The 13,892-nt window shown below is 47.2% G+C and carries 14 protein-coding genes and 1 pseudogene; 7 read left to right on the top strand and 8 right to left on the bottom strand.

Going from position 1 to position 13,892, the window contains the following annotated elements; genetic code table 11:
* Window positions 1–18: 18 nt before the first annotated feature.
* The 3 genes from Q337_RS0113890 to grpE all read right to left on the bottom strand — a co-directional run bounded on the left by Q337_RS0113890 (window position 19) and on the right by grpE (window position 3,433).
* Window positions 19–402, bottom strand: coding sequence for a lysozyme inhibitor LprI family protein (locus Q337_RS0113890; protein ID WP_051526905.1), 384 nt, complete (start codon window positions 400–402; stop codon window positions 19–21).
* A gap of 255 nt (window positions 403–657) precedes the next feature.
* Complete coding sequence (gene dnaK / locus Q337_RS0113885) at window positions 658–2,616, bottom strand: molecular chaperone DnaK (protein WP_026472098.1); 1,959 nt, start codon at window positions 2,614–2,616, stop codon at window positions 658–660.
* 238 nt (window positions 2,617–2,854) lie between these two features.
* The gene (grpE, locus tag Q337_RS0113880) at window positions 2,855–3,433 is read right to left on the bottom strand and encodes a nucleotide exchange factor GrpE (RefSeq protein WP_026472097.1); all 579 of its coding nucleotides are present in this window, start codon (window positions 3,431–3,433) and stop codon (window positions 2,855–2,857) included.
* A 300-nt stretch (window positions 3,434–3,733) separates the two neighbouring features.
* On the opposite strand from grpE, the gene Q337_RS0113870 reads away from it, so the two are divergent.
* A complete protein-coding gene (locus Q337_RS0113870) occupies window positions 3,734–4,309 on the top strand; it encodes a YceI family protein (RefSeq protein WP_026472095.1) in 576 nt (191 codons plus the stop codon).
* 62 nt (window positions 4,310–4,371) lie between these two features.
* Window positions 4,372–4,971, top strand: coding sequence for a nitroreductase family protein (locus Q337_RS0113865; protein WP_026472094.1), 600 nt, complete (start codon window positions 4,372–4,374; stop codon window positions 4,969–4,971).
* 96 nt (window positions 4,972–5,067) lie between these two features.
* Here Q337_RS0113865 and Q337_RS0113860 read toward each other — a convergent pair whose 3' ends face one another.
* The 3 genes from Q337_RS0113860 to Q337_RS0113850 all read right to left on the bottom strand — a co-directional run bounded on the left by Q337_RS0113860 (window position 5,068) and on the right by Q337_RS0113850 (window position 8,600).
* On the bottom strand, window positions 5,068–6,795 hold the full coding sequence (locus tag Q337_RS0113860; RefSeq protein WP_034280494.1) for a CocE/NonD family hydrolase: 1,728 nt from the start codon (window positions 6,793–6,795) through the stop codon (window positions 5,068–5,070).
* An 81-nt stretch (window positions 6,796–6,876) separates the two neighbouring features.
* On the bottom strand, window positions 6,877–7,716 hold the full coding sequence (gene asd, locus Q337_RS0113855) for an archaetidylserine decarboxylase (protein ID WP_034280516.1): 840 nt from the start codon (window positions 7,714–7,716) through the stop codon (window positions 6,877–6,879).
* A 32-nt stretch (window positions 7,717–7,748) separates the two neighbouring features.
* Window positions 7,749–8,600 (bottom strand): sulfurtransferase, encoded by an 852-nt coding sequence (locus Q337_RS0113850; RefSeq protein ID WP_026472091.1) that lies wholly within the window; start codon window positions 8,598–8,600, stop codon window positions 7,749–7,751.
* A 210-nt stretch (window positions 8,601–8,810) separates the two neighbouring features.
* Between Q337_RS0113850 and dtd the strand changes: the two genes are divergently transcribed.
* From dtd to Q337_RS17880, 5 genes are all read left to right on the top strand, one after another.
* Window positions 8,811–9,251 carry a D-aminoacyl-tRNA deacylase gene (dtd, locus tag Q337_RS0113845; protein ID WP_026472090.1) on the top strand — a complete coding sequence of 147 codons (441 nt, stop codon included), beginning with the start codon at window positions 8,811–8,813 and terminating at the stop codon, window positions 9,249–9,251.
* A gap of 34 nt (window positions 9,252–9,285) precedes the next feature.
* The gene (locus Q337_RS0113840; RefSeq protein WP_051526902.1) at window positions 9,286–10,002 is read left to right on the top strand and encodes a DUF2711 family protein; all 717 of its coding nucleotides are present in this window, start codon (window positions 9,286–9,288) and stop codon (window positions 10,000–10,002) included.
* Between the two features lie 107 nt (window positions 10,003–10,109).
* Window positions 10,110–10,976, top strand: a complete 867-nt coding sequence (locus tag Q337_RS0113835) for an EamA family transporter (RefSeq protein WP_026472088.1) — start codon at window positions 10,110–10,112, stop codon at window positions 10,974–10,976.
* Between the two features lie 29 nt (window positions 10,977–11,005).
* Window positions 11,006–11,746 (top strand): hypothetical protein, encoded by a 741-nt coding sequence (locus Q337_RS0113830; protein ID WP_026472087.1) that lies wholly within the window; start codon window positions 11,006–11,008, stop codon window positions 11,744–11,746.
* Window positions 11,747–11,786: 40 nt separating this feature from the next.
* Window positions 11,787–12,200, top strand: a complete 414-nt coding sequence (locus Q337_RS17880) for a DUF1622 domain-containing protein (protein ID WP_084494864.1) — start codon at window positions 11,787–11,789, stop codon at window positions 12,198–12,200.
* Here the strand turns inward: Q337_RS17880 and Q337_RS0113820 are convergent.
* Window positions 12,163–13,329 carry an aminotransferase class I/II-fold pyridoxal phosphate-dependent enzyme gene (locus Q337_RS0113820; RefSeq protein WP_026472086.1) on the bottom strand — a complete coding sequence of 389 codons (1,167 nt, stop codon included), beginning with the start codon at window positions 13,327–13,329 and terminating at the stop codon, window positions 12,163–12,165. The genes Q337_RS17880 and Q337_RS0113820 overlap by 38 nt on opposite strands.
* Window positions 13,330–13,349: 20 nt before the next feature.
* A pseudogene (locus tag Q337_RS0113815) lies at window positions 13,350–13,892 on the bottom strand (biotin synthase BioB); the annotation flags it as partial.

The raw sequence follows: 13,892 nt of genomic DNA, 5'->3' as shown, positions 1-13,892 counted from the left end.
AGTTTTGGCGCAAAGCTGTTAATTATCCAGTTTGCTGGCTATGCAACCCACGGTATTACATTCACGCAGACGGTCATTGAGCCAGTTGGTGCGACTGGTGGTCTGATCCAGCAGGCAGGCGCTATCAATCACTTCACCCATATCCACGCTATTCATGGTGCAAGCCTGATCACGTTGCTTGATCCAGCGAATCTGCGCACGCCGCAGGGTTTTTTTCTCATTCACTTTGAGTTTTTTGACCAATTGCTGATAGGTAGCATTGAGCTCTTTATCGGCTTTTTGGTAAATGATATTGCTACAGTGAATGGCATCCAGACTATTGCGGGTATGGTCACAATTATCAGCCTGCGCTGCTAAACACACAGTGGCCAAGCCAGCCCCCAGTAGTAATTTTTTCATCATTGCCTGCATCATTATTGTCCTCGGTTGTTGTCTTAAATCTATTGATTAATCAAAGCCATTATTGTTGGTCATTATGAATGACTTAAGGGATAAATTTTAATGCGCGACAGGCTAAATACCAGTGCGCATTTGTTAATCCATAGTTTTAAAAGCCTGACATACAAATCCAAAAAAATTTAAGGCCATAAAAAAACCGCTCCGGTTTTTCAACCAGAGCGGCTTGTATGTCTTACCCGGAAGGGTCAGGCCGACAAATTATTTTTTGTCGTCTTTCACTTCGGTAAACTCGGCATCAACCACGCCATCATCGGCTGGTTGTTGCTGTTGCGCACCTGCATTCTGACCAAAGCTGTTTGGATCAAAACCCTGTGCACCACCCGCATCACCACCCTGGGCCTGGTTCTGCTCGTAAACGCGCTGCATCAGTGGCAGGGAAGCATTGGACAGCGCTTCGATCTTGGCCTTGATGGCATCAACATCATTTTCCTTGGTCGCAGCTTCCAGTTCAGAAATTGCCGCATCAATAGAGGCTTTTTCTTCATCGGTGGCTTTGTCGCCCAAGTCCTTGATGGCTTTTTGCGTGCTGTGTACCAGACCATCTGCTTCGTTGCGTGCCTTGGCCAAGTCCTCGAATTTTTTATCTTCTTCGGCATTGGCTTCGGCATCACGGATCATTTGTTCAATTTCAGCATCAGACAAACCGGAGTTGGCTTTAATCTGAATCGATTGCGCCTTGCCAGTACCTTTGTCCTTGGCCGATACGTTTAAAATACCATCGGCGTTGATGTCAAAAGTCACTTCAATTTGCGGCATGCCACGTGGTGCTGGTGGAATGTCATTTAAGTCAAAGCGACCCAGCAATTTGTTTTGCGCCGCCATTTTGCGTTCACCCTGGAACACCTGAATGGTGACTGCTGGCTGGTTATCATCGGCTGTTGAGAAAACCTGTGATTTCTTGGTCGGAATCATGCTGTTTTTCTCAATGATCGGTGTCAGTACACCGCCCATGGTTTCAATACCCAGTGTGAGTGGCGTTACGTCCAGCAGTAGTACGTCTTTCTTGTCACCGCCCAGTACCGCACCCTGAATTGCTGCACCTACGGCAACGGCTTCATCCGGGTTCACGTCTTTACGTGGCTCTTTACCAAAGAATTCCTGCACTTTGGCCTGTACCAGTGGCATACGGGTCTGACCACCCACCAGAATGACATCCTGAATATCAGAGGCAGATAAGCCTGCATCTTTCAGTGCAATTTTGCAGGGTTCCATGGTGCGGGCAACCAGATCGCCAACCAGCGCTTCCAGTTTGCTACGGGTAATGTTCACCACCAGGTGTTTTGGCCCAGTCGCATCCGCAGTAATGTAAGGCAGGTTTACTTCGGTAGACGTTGCAGAAGACAGCTCAATTTTGGCTTTTTCCGCAGCTTCTTTTAAGCGTTGCAGTGCCAATGGATCATTCTTCAGGTTAACGCTTTGTTCTTTCTTGAATTCTTCAACCAGAAAGTCAATCAGTGCCAGGTCGAAGTCTTCACCGCCCAGAAAGGTATCACCATTGGTGGACAGTACTTCAAACTGCTGTTCGCCATCTACATCGGCAATTTCAATAATGGATACGTCGAAAGTACCGCCGCCAAGGTCATACACGGCAATTTTGCGGTCGCCTTCTTTTTTGTCCATACCAAAGGCAAGGGCAGCAGCAGTTGGCTCGTTAATAATGCGCTTAACGTCCAGACCTGCAATTTTACCAGCATCTTTGGTGGCTTGACGCTGCGCATCGTTAAAGTACGCTGGCACGGTAATCACCGCTTCAGTCACCGTTTCGCCCAAGTAATCTTCGGCGGTTTTTTTCATTTTTTTCAGGATTTCAGCAGAAACCTGTTGCGGTGCCAGTTTTTTGTCGTTGACGTTTACCCACGCATCGCCATTGTCAGCCTGAACAATTTTGTACGGCACCATGGCGATGTCTTTTTGTACCACGTCATCGCTGTAGCGACGGCCAATCAAACGCTTGATGGCAAACAGGGTATTTTTTGGGTTGGTAACAGCCTGACGCTTGGCGCTCTGGCCAACCAGTACTTCACCATCTTTATAAGCAATAATGGATGGCGTGGTACGTGCGCCTTCAGCATTGTCGATTACTTTTACTTTGTCGCCTTCCAGTACGGCAACACAGGAATTGGTGGTGCCTAAGTCAATGCCAATAATTTTGGCCATGTGTATCTCTCCTCATCATTTTGCAGTAGTGGCTGCTTGTTATCCGATATCGGTGTGAATCGGTGAATTTCAAGCAAATCCTGCAAAAAATTTTAAAAATAATTCAAAAAAAACGTCGAAAAACAACGAATCACAGCACTGCTTATGTACACCAGCAGGTTAGTCAAACTTAATCAATCATCAGCGTGCTTTAGACAGGGCAAGATGCCAGCGCGCGGGGTTAATTCATTTGTTGCGGTTACTGACCAACGGTAACCATGGCCGGACGCAGCAAACGGCCGGACAGGCTATAGCCTTTTTGCAGCACATTGGCTACCTGACCTGCCGGGGTGTTGGGATCAATGCCTACCGCCTGATGCAGCTCGGCATTAAATGGCTGACCTGCCGGATCGACCACGCTAATGCCGTGTTTTTCCAGCGCACCGAGCAGGTTTTTGTGGGTCAGGCGCACCCCTTCGATCACCGGGTTTTCATCGTTTCCGGCAGCAGCAATGGCACGCTCCAGATTGTCCACCACGTCCAGCAAGCTACCGGCAAATTTTTCCAGTGCATATTTTTTGGCATTGTCGGTTTCCCGCTCAACCCGCTTCTGGAAGTTGTACATGTCGGCATTGGCACGGGCTTTGACATCGGTAATTTCTGCTTCGAGTTCGGCAATGCGCGCCTGCAAATCTTCCGGGTTACCGCTGTTGTCATTGTCATCTACAGGCGTACCGGAAGGCACAAAATCGCTGTCGTTCTTGATCTGATCCTGTGGGTCGATCTGCTCATTGTTGTTGGTGCCGTTTTCAGGTATGGAATTGTCTTGGCTAGACATGGCTGACCTCCGTTTAAAAAATTGAATCATGTACAGTCCTTAGGCCTTGCGGCAATATTTTGACGTTGCTGTACGTTTCAGTAAAACCTGTCCCTTGAGTGAGGGTAATCCTGCTGAAATTCAAGAAACTAATACTGTTTTTTTGGTGAGTCTGTTGATTTTTAAACCAGCAATGTTCCAAATATGCAACAAACTGTTGTTAGAAATGACCCTGACATTTAAAAACCATTGGCTACAATGAAGCACGACTAACAAATGAGGCGAATGACAATGCAAAAGTTAATGATGCAAAAACTAAAAATGCTTGCCCACACCACGGTGATCAGTACAGCGCTGATTGCAGCCAGCAGTGCCAGTATGGCAGCCACCACGGATTACCAGATTGATTCCAAGCACACGGCCACTCTGTTTAGCTGGAGCCATTTTGGTTTTTCCAATCCGACAGCCAACTTTAATGATGTGCAGGGCGTAATCAGCGTCGATGACAAGCACCCGGAAAAATCCAGCGTGAGCGTGACCATTCCTGTAAAAAGCATGGACAGCCATGTGGAAGCACTGGACAAGGAATTCTTAACGGATGCCTGGTTTAACGAAGCCAAATATCCCAATATCACCTTTAAGAGTACCAAGGTTCAAACCAAGGATAAAAAGCACTTCAAGATTACTGGTGATTTAACCGTAAAAGGGGTAACCAAGCCGGTGGTACTGGATGCCACTTTAAATGGCATGGGTGAGCACCCGATGGCCAAAAAACCAGCCATTGGCTTTAACGCCACCACCAGCTTCAAGCGTTCCGATTTTGGTATTGCGCAGTATGTACCTGCGGTTAGTGATGAAATCAAGGTCAACATTACCACTGAAGCGCTGGCTAAATAACCGGTTTTAATCAATCGATTCAGTTTTTTTAAGTTTTAATATTTTGGTAGGAATACAAAATCATGGCCAACCCGTTTTTAGACAGCATTGCAAAACGCCGCTCCATTTATCACATTGGCAAAAATGTCACAGTGTCACAGGATCAAATCAGTGAGCTGATTCAGACCGCTGTTGAACAAAGCCCGTCATCGTTCAACTCACAAAGCTCGCGTGCCGTGATCCTATTTGGTCAGGCCAGTGTGGATTTTTGGGAAATTGTGCGTGAAACCCTGCGCAAGATTGTGCCGGAAGCCGCCTTTGAAGCCACCAGCAACAAGATTTCCTCGTTTGCAGCCGGTTTTGGCACCGTGCTGTTTTATGAAGATCAGGACATTATCAAAAACCTGCAGGAGCAGTTTGCCCTGTATGCGGAAAACTTCCCGGTCTGGTCTGAGCACTCTACCGGTATTGCCCAGTTTGCGGTGTGGTCGGCACTGGCTAATGAAAACATTGGTGCTACGCTGCAACACTACAATCCAATTATTGATGATGAAGTTGCTGCCCGCTTTGGTATTCCAGCCAGCTGGAAACTGCGTGCGCAAATGCCGTTTGGTTCGATCGAATCACCAGCCGGTGACAAGAACTACATGCAGCGTGATGAGCGTTTCAAGATTTTTGGCTAGAGGTTGAAGCCTGTTTTAAGCAGGCTAATGCTAAAAAACGCAGCAGGGCATGACTTTGCTGCGTTTTTTAATTTTTCAAACCTGTAAGACCATATTTTAATAAAGAACCGAACTGGCCGGTAGCATGGTCGGTAATTCAATAAAGCCGCTGATATTGGCTTGTGCATGGGCCTTGCTGCTACGGCCAAAGTAACGGCTGCGGCTGCTAATCACCAAACCCAATACCTCACCCTGTTTAAGTTTTGCATTCACAGCTGGTAAATCAATACCCTTGGCCGGGTCATCTATGGGCACAGACAACTGGCTAAGCATTTGATTGCGATAATGCAATTTTTGCAGGTTGATGGGAATTACCTGTTCGTTTAGCACCTGATAGCTGCCTTTGCCGGGTGTCCAGCGCGCCAGTGACACAAATAGGGTCGGGGAGTTTTGGGCTTTAGTTGCATCAGGCGTATCAATGTTGAGATGCAAACGTGGAATGCCGGTGAGCCATTGATCCTGAGTCATGCGGGTGAGTGGTAGCAGTAACGGCCGTGAACCGCCTTGTTGCGGTTGTTGCCAGTTGGCCGGCAAGTGCTGGGGTGTCAATAAATGCCGCAGGCGATCGGTTGATTTAAACAGCCATTCATAGCCACCGCCAGCCGTCATGTGTAATGCTGGCAGCGGATAATCGACACGGGGCTGTAAGGCATCAATGGCTTGCACTGGACTATGGTCAATGCACACTGCCGGAATCTGGCTGGCCTGCGCAGGCTGGTCTTTGAGCTTGGCATCAAACCAGTGGGCAATCATGGCCTGAATATTAAGTATTTTGCCCTGACAATTCATGTTTTTGCCAATGTACCAGGCCGGTAGCTCAAGCCCTGGTGAATGCTGCACACCGGGTTGCAGGTGCCCGCCTTCAACACCCAGCAAGCGCACATCATGGCCAGCCTGCTTTAGGCACTGGTAGGCTGAAATGCCTTCATTAAACGGAAACAGCACATCGCGAAAACCCTGAATAATCAGCGCATCCGCCTGTGGCGCCTGCTGGGTATCACAAAACCAGCGTGCCTGATGGGTTTTTAAGAACTGGTAAGATGACGCTGAAATCGCGCCATTTTTGGTGTCCTGATAGGCCATTTTCAGTGCCGGATCAAATTTGTTCCAGTTCCACCAGTCACCCACAATATTCAATAAATCCAGCCAGCCACTTTTGGGCACACCATTGGGCGCAAGGCTGTATTCCAGATTATACCAGGTGGTGACGGGTACGAGTGCCTGAATGCGCTTGTCCTGTGCCGAAGCAATATATTGAATGGCCCCGCCATAGGATTCACCAATCATGCCAACCCGTGCGCCATTAGTATTACGGGCCAGTTGTGGCAAATTTTTCTCAGCCCAGTCAATCACCCGGCTGACATCACGGCCTTCAAATTGCGGATCAGTCAGGCGGATTTTACCACCCGTGCCATCAAGCCCGCCATGCCCGCGCTGGTCAAAACTAATCATCCAGTAACCGCGTTTCCATGCTGCTTCCGCGCCTTGTCCGGTGGGCATGACGCTACCATACAGGCTCAAATACGGGCGTTTCATGCGTGACAGGCCAAAGCCATGCGTGTGAAGGATCAGCGGTGCAGTTTGGCCGGGTGCAAGTGCTGGCTGGTATACGGTAAAGGACAGGGTAACGCCATCATCCGTGGTCATGCGCATTTGATAATGGCTTTGCTTCAGCGTGCCCTGCGCCGTGGTGGGCAGCAGGGGCTGAACCTGACGCGTGGCACAACCCGTTAAGGTAAGCAGTAGGCTTAAGCCCAACAGGCTAAGCGATGTTTGAAATGCCATAAAATTCCTTTTTATAGCAGCCATGCTTCAGCAAAACATGGCGTTGAAAGTTTTAAACTAACAGACTAAACAAGCGTATAATTATTGCGCGTTAAGGACAGTACCCATGGCCTGACCCATCATCACGGTACTGCCCGCTTCAAACGGGGCCAGCCAGTTAATCTTACTGTTTTCAAACAGCACAATGGCGGTAGAACCCAGATAAAAACGGCCCAGCTCTGCGCCTTTATCAAGCTGAAGGTCATGCTTGCGATGTTCCAGCTTGCCGGATGGCTTGATCTTGCCGGTAGCCACACATTCAATACCAGCCACAATCATGGCACCCACCAGCACCACGGCCATGCGGCCCACGCTGGTGTCAAACAGGCACACTAGACGCTCATTACGGGCAAACAGGGCTGGTACATTTTCAGCAGTGACGGTATTGACCGAAAACAGCTTGCCCGGTACATAAATGGTGTCAGTCAGACGACCCGCAAACGGCATATGTACGCGGTGATAATCACGTGGTGACAGGTATACGGTAGCAAATTCACCACCAATAAAATGTTGCGCCAGTGCGGCATCACCAATCAGCTGGTTTAGGGAAAAATTTTGTCCCTTGGCCTGAAAAATCTCGTCACCGTCAATTTTACCCAGCTGGGAAATCGCACCATCGGCAGGGGAAACAATGCTGGTCGGTGAAGGATCCACCGGGCGGGCATCCACTTTAAGTGCGCGGGTAAAGAATTCATTAAACGAGCCAAACCGGGACAGCTCTTCAATTTCCGCCAGACTCATATCAATTTGATAACGGTCATGGAACAGCTTGATAAACGCCTTTTTCACCAGCGGATTTTTGCTGGCGGCCAGCGTGCCGACCAGACGGCTTAAACCATGCTGCGGTGCCAGATGCTGAAAGTGGATAAAAGCCTTATCCATCAAACTTTTCTTTTGATTGGTGTTGTCTTGACTCAAAGCGGATGTTCTCCTGTCACAATAGGCGTATCAAGTCGATTGCCCCATTCACTCCACGCGCCATCATACGCGCGAACCGGCCAATTGAACAGCCGCGCCAGCACATAGGCCAGCCCGGAACGATGATGGCTCTGGCAATACACAATTACGGGTTTTTGCGGGTTTAGGCCTTGCTGCTGTAGTTCCGCCATAATCTCGGGCAGGGACCGTAAACACAGGTTATTTTGCCGATCCAGCACAGTGTTCCATTCATAATGAAATGCGCCTGGCAGGTGCCCGCCACGCCGTGCGGCCAGCCGTGCGCCAGTGTATTCGCCATGGGTGCGGCAGTCCCACAGGTTATAGGTATCTGGTTGTTCAGCCAGAATCGTTGTTAGCTCATCCAAGGTAATGCGTGGCTCAAGGTTTAATGGGCTAGGTTGAAAAGCTTCAACCGCAGCAAGGCTGGGCACCTCACTGCTGGTGGGTAGGCCCTTGGCCAGCCAGCTATGAATCCCGCCATTCAGTAAACTTACCTTGTCAAAACCCAGAATATGCAGCGTCCAGATCAAGCGGCCTGCCCAGGCGCCGCCTTCATCGTCATACACCACCACCTGATGCTGGGGTGTAATTGCCAATATTTGTAGCAGTTGTTGCAGTTGCTCATCATCTGGCAGCAAACCCGAGGCATGTTCTTCCTGCCGAACCAACAGGGCAGGTGCTAAGGACAATGCATTGGGCAAATGCACCTGTTCATATACCCGGGGCTTGCCCAAATCGATAATGCGCAATAAGGGATGATTCAGCACAGGCAGCAGTTGTTCGGCATCCACCAGCAGGGGCAGGCTAAGGGGTTCGGCAGGCGTCATGAGCATGATAAAAAGGCAGTAAAAAACTACTGTACAAGAACTTGGCTTGGTTGACTACACAAAGCATTTTGTATTTTTTACAAAATTTTTGCAGCGTAAATCAGGTTCAGGCATAAAGGCTGTAGCGTAGCTTAAAGCATAAATCCATCACAACAATTGCAGCATCGGCCTGCTTGTTTCACAATAGCCAAAACAGTCTGGAATCATATCATGCGGGCACTAATTCAGCGCGTTAAGCATGCCAAAGTTGAAGTGGATGGCAATGTCATTGGGCAAATTGAGCAGGGCTTACTGGTGTTTATCGGCCTTGGCAAAACCAATACCCTGCAAACTGCCGAAAAAATGCTCAAGAAAATTTTGGCCTACCGTCTGTTTAGCGATGACGGTGATCGCATGAATTTAAATGTGCAGCAAGTGAATGGCGGCTTGCTGCTGGTGTCGCAGTTCACCCTGATGGCCGAAACACGCAAGGGATTGCGTCCGGATTTTGGCCCCGCTATGCCACCCGATGAGGCGCGTGAGCTGTTTAGCCAACTGGTTGCCCATGCCAAAAATGTTTATCCGAATGTGCAAACTGGTTCGTTTGGTGCCGACATGCAGGTGAGCCTGCAAAACGATGGACCAGTCACTTTTATGCTGGATATGGATTAAGTATTCATTTCAATAAGATAATTTTGAGGCGGCTATGCTTAACAACAGAAAGAAGCGCATAAAAGACAGAATTTTGCCGGAACAGCCGAAATATGCTTCTTGTCCTATTGATGGGAGAATTAAAGAATATTATGCCGGGCAGTTTGATGAGGTATATATTGTTTTACATCCTTTTCTAAATCCTATCAAATTAAAAAACAGTGATTTTTTGGACAGTAATTTTCCAACCAAACAGGAAATACTAAATGGTATGGAACCGATTTCATGGGAGGATGTCCGGCAAGCTTTGGGTTTCCAAAGTCTAGCAGATGTGGATATCGCGCTGAGAACAATGATTCATGGTCTTAATGCCAAATATAAAAATGAGCACCTTTCCAGGCAGTTAATAGATTATTTACATGCTGAAGATATATGGGAGCCAAGAGATGGCGTTATTTCTGAGTATGTAGAAAATTATATTTATCATGCACTGGTCGAGTTGGGATATGAGTGGGTCTGGCTTGGTGATGATCTAGGGACTGAAAGAAAACTGTACTGGATAGAGGATCTTTTTGATGAAGACAAGATACCAGCAAATGGTTGCATTTTTACACCTGATTATAAGGTTTTAGTGACAGCCCATTGGGATAGTCATTGTTCCTTTCTATGTGGATCAAAAGAAATAATAGAGAAGATTTTACAATTTTCACCGCTTGAAGGTTTTTATTGTACAGATAAAACTGAGGTTTATTGGGGCGTATATCCGCAGTAGTCTGGATTAAGTAACAGGACATATAGATCATTATTTTTTGAAAGATTCACCTAAATGTGGATTCATTATTGTAAGGGTATTCGGTGACTTGGATTTTCTTTACCATCATGGCTGCATTTATGCAGGCCTGGCGCAATGCTTTTCAAAAGCAGCTTAGCACCACCGTAGATGCCTATGGCGTTACGCTGGCACGCTTTATTGGTGCAACGCCGCTGGCTATATTGTATTTGCTATTGCTGTATCACTTTCAGCCAGTGGCCCATTCAATCTCCATAAGCAGTTTTGGAGCTCGCTTCTGGCTGTATATTGGTATGGTGGCGGTGAGCCAGATTCTGGCCACAGTACTCATGGTGAAACTGTTTCAGCAAAAAAACTACGCCATTGGGGTAGGCCTAGCCAAAAGTGAAGCGATTCTGGCCGCTATTATTGGGGTAGCCGTGCTGGGTGTGCAGTTGTCTTGGCTGGGCTGGCTGGGTGTACTGGTAGGCGCAGTCGCGGTATTTTTACTGAGTGGTGCGCGTTCCATGGCCACACTGTCATGGCCAACGCTGTGGACAGGGCTTGCCAGTGGCCTGTGTTTTGCCATTGCCTCGTTAATGGTGCGGGAAGCCAGTCTTGAGCTAAGCCAGTTGCCGTTTTTGCATCGTGCGGGCTGGGTGTTGTTTTGTGCCATTAGCTTGCAAAACTTGCTATTGCTGGTCTGGCTGTCTATAAAAAGTCCGCAAACGCTAACCGCCATGCGACAGCGCAAAGGTTTAACGGCACGGGTGAGCCTGGCCAGTTTTTTGGGGTCACTGGGCTGGTTTAGTGCCATGAGTTTGCAGTCGGTGCCTTTGGTCAAAACCTTGGGGCAAATTGAGGTGCTGTTTACCTTGTTGATTTCCCTTTACTTCTTTAAGGAAAAACTGGTAAAAACTGATCATGCGGGATTGTGGCTGGTGATGCTGGGGGCGGTGCTGGTGATTTGGGCTTGAGTAGTGATTGATAGAGATAATTTGAGAAAATGAATATTGAAATGCTTACTGCAAAAATAGCTTTTGGGAGTGTTCAACTACGTAATTACAGCGACTGGGCAGAATCCTTATTGGATCAGGGTAATGAAAGTGAAAATATTATGATTCTTGCCAGTTTTGGATTAGATAAAAATATTGATAAATATGAAATTGAAACATATTTTGAAAAATGTCTTTCCGAATTGAAGCTTAAATTGCCTACTAGGGAAAAAGCTCTAAAAATTTATGCCAAGCAGCTTTGCATAGAATTATTGCAAGAAAATATTTTAGTAAAAAAAGCAATTGATGACTTAAGTCGTTTATGGTCACTAACAGACTATGAAGAACCCTTATTTAGAATCTGGGATGAATTAAGTGAGGATATCTATTTTATTGAAAATGAAGAGCATGGTGCTTTCTGGAATAGTGGACTGACTAAAGAAAATCAAAGCACCTATATTAAAGAATTCGCTGAACAGTTCTTGCAACTTTTAGAATTAAAGCTTCCTGAAAATTTCTGGCAACTCAGCTACTGTGAGAGTTGTAAATATATTGGGAAATTAACAATAGAAACTAAAATAGAATGGTTACCAGTAACTAAGTTTAAGTTTTTTAAATTTTCTACAGAGCATTTAGTAAATTATGCTGCTTGTGCAAAGTGTCTAACCCCTTATCCTTTAACAATGACAGATTTTACTGGACGTAAAAAGTATCTTAAAATGGCTAAAATTCTCACAAATAATCCCCTTTAACTTTCTAAGCCCTAAATTAAAACTTAAGGCATCTTAATTTATGTTCGAGCAAACCGAAACCTTTGTCATTCAAGCCGTAAGCTGGTTGCGCCTGATGGTGGAAAGCGTTGGCGCGCTCATTATTGCCTTTGGTATTTTCGCGGCTCTCTATGGATTTTTAAAAGCTTTTGTTAGCCGCCATCCTGATGGTTTTACACCGGTTCGACTTATCTTCGCGCGTTATCTGGCTTTAGGCCTGGAGTTTCAACTGGCTGCCGATATTTTATCAACCGCCGTATCACCCAGTTGGGAACAAATTGGCAAACTGGCAGCGATTGCCATTATTCGGACAGGTTTAAATTTCTTTTTAATGAAGGAAATGCAGGAAGAACGGACAATTGAACCCAAAAACAAGCCAGAAAATATTAATCCAGTAGTTATCGAAGCAAAGCCTGATGAACAGCCAAGGCACTAATTAAATGAGATATGTGCTCATCCGTATGTGCCGCGCTTAAGGTAATTCTTAAGCGTGACGTTCCACGTGGAACAGTCGGTGGACGAATTGCACTAACCAAAATGCCTTGCTCAAGCAATTTTGCTGACAATGCTAATGTATCCTCAGCACTTCCTACAATAATCGGTTGAATCGCGGACTGACTCGGAAGTAGTTCCCAGCCTTGTGCCATTAAAGCGCTGCGCAAGCGGCTAATATGTTGTTGTAATTTTAATTGCCGCCACGGCTCCTGCGCAATCACATCCAGTGCAGCCAGGGTTCCTGCCGCAATCAGTGGCGGTGTTGCGGTGGTATATACAAAAGTACGTGCCCGGCTTTTTAAATAGTTAATCAGTAATTCCGAACCAGCCACAAATGCGCCAAAAGTTCCAATCGCCTTACCTAGCGTGCCCATGTATACATCAACCTTGGGCAAAGGCTGAGTACGCAAGCCAAAGCCATGCGCATCGTCAATCATCAAGGCGGCTTGGTGTTGCTCGGCAGTTTTTATTAAGTCAGGCAACGGCGCTTCGGTGCCATCCATGCTAAAAATCTGATCAGTCACAATCAATTTTTGTTCAGTAGAATCCTGACTTAACCATTGATTCAGTTGCGCAATATCCAGATGCGGATAACGGCGCAGCCTGACACCAGTTTGGGCGCCTGCCAGTCGTGCCCCATCCAGCAGCGAGGCATGGTTTAAGCGATCCTGGTAAACAATGCCGGATTTGCTGTCGGTTAAATTACCCATGAGGGCATCAATTACCCCCAGATTGGCCATATAACCGGTAGAAAACAGCATGGCTTTTGGATAACCGGTGACTTGTGCCAGTCGCTGTTCCAGTTGCTCATGAATGGCATGATGTCCCGTGACTAGATGCGCAGCCCCTGCGCCAATGCCATGCTGTTTTAAATAATCAACAGTTGCTGCGGTAACGGCTGGATGACTGGCCAGCCCTAGATAATCATTACTGGAAAAGTTAATCAGGGTTTTGCCGTGGCGTTGCACCAGCGGTGTCACACCCTGATCAATTACTTGCGTGTAACGGTCTAAATGCTGCTGTTGCAGAGCAGCATATTTTTGTGCCAGCTTAAACTGTTCAAGACTCATGCTAGAAAATCAGCCCGCCCTTAGGCACTCATTGCATTGATTGCACTAGCCTTAATATCCAGCCTGGCTTTTTCCTTGCTAAGGCCCAGTTGTGCAAATAAAACTCCATCACGGCTTTCACCCGCATTGGGCGTGGTCAACAATTGCTCACCAGAGAAAAACGAATTGGCACCCGCCTGAAAACATAAGGCCTGCTCAGCATCGGTCAGGCCTTCACGACCCGCAGACAGGCGAATATAACTCTTGGGCATCAGGATACGGGCAGTGGCAATGGTTCTGACCCATTCAATCACACTCACCTTGGGGGCATCTGCAAGGGGAGTGCCTGCAATCGGCACCAGCATATTGATGGGTACTGACTGGGGATGGATGGGCTGGGTGGCCAGTTCATGCAATAAGCTGATGCGGTCGCTTTGCTGCTCACCTAAGCCTAAAATGCCACCACTACACACTTTCATGCCACTGTTACGCACATGCTCTAAAGTTTGCAGGCGGTCATCAAAGCTGCGGGTGGTGATCACATTGCTGTAATGCTGGCGTGAGGTATCGAGGTTATGGTTGTA

The sequence above is a fragment of the Alkanindiges illinoisensis DSM 15370 genome (genome assembly GCF_000619845.1).
Lineage (GTDB): Bacteria > Pseudomonadota > Gammaproteobacteria > Pseudomonadales > Moraxellaceae > Alkanindiges > Alkanindiges illinoisensis.
This window is presented reverse-complemented; position numbering and strand designations above follow the sequence as displayed.

Excerpts from the sequence above, each read along its gene's own strand:
- Q337_RS0113890 (WP_051526905.1), bottom strand. The coding sequence starts at position 402 with ATGATGAAAAAATTACTACTGGGGGCTGGCTTGGCCACTGTGTGTTTA.
- dnaK (WP_026472098.1), bottom strand. The coding sequence starts at position 2,616 with ATGGCCAAAATTATTGGCATTGACTTAGGCACCACCAATTCCTGTGTT.
- grpE (WP_026472097.1), bottom strand. The coding sequence starts at position 3,433 with ATGTCTAGCCAAGACAATTCCATACCTGAAAACGGCACCAACAACAAT.
- Q337_RS0113870 (WP_026472095.1), top strand. The coding sequence starts at position 3,734 with ATGCTTGCCCACACCACGGTGATCAGTACAGCGCTGATTGCAGCCAGC.
- Q337_RS0113865 (WP_026472094.1), top strand. The coding sequence starts at position 4,372 with ATGGCCAACCCGTTTTTAGACAGCATTGCAAAACGCCGCTCCATTTAT.
- Q337_RS0113860 (WP_034280494.1), bottom strand. The coding sequence starts at position 6,795 with ATGGCATTTCAAACATCGCTTAGCCTGTTGGGCTTAAGCCTACTGCTT.
- asd (WP_034280516.1), bottom strand. The coding sequence starts at position 7,716 with ATGGATAAGGCTTTTATCCACTTTCAGCATCTGGCACCGCAGCATGGT.
- Q337_RS0113850 (WP_026472091.1), bottom strand. The coding sequence starts at position 8,600 with ATGACGCCTGCCGAACCCCTTAGCCTGCCCCTGCTGGTGGATGCCGAA.
- dtd (WP_026472090.1), top strand. The coding sequence starts at position 8,811 with ATGCGGGCACTAATTCAGCGCGTTAAGCATGCCAAAGTTGAAGTGGAT.
- Q337_RS0113840 (WP_051526902.1), top strand. The coding sequence starts at position 9,286 with ATGCTTAACAACAGAAAGAAGCGCATAAAAGACAGAATTTTGCCGGAA.
- Q337_RS0113835 (WP_026472088.1), top strand. The coding sequence starts at position 10,110 with ATGGCTGCATTTATGCAGGCCTGGCGCAATGCTTTTCAAAAGCAGCTT.
- Q337_RS0113830 (WP_026472087.1), top strand. The coding sequence starts at position 11,006 with ATGAATATTGAAATGCTTACTGCAAAAATAGCTTTTGGGAGTGTTCAA.
- Q337_RS17880 (WP_084494864.1), top strand. The coding sequence starts at position 11,787 with ATGTTCGAGCAAACCGAAACCTTTGTCATTCAAGCCGTAAGCTGGTTG.
- Q337_RS0113820 (WP_026472086.1), bottom strand. The coding sequence starts at position 13,329 with ATGAGTCTTGAACAGTTTAAGCTGGCACAAAAATATGCTGCTCTGCAA.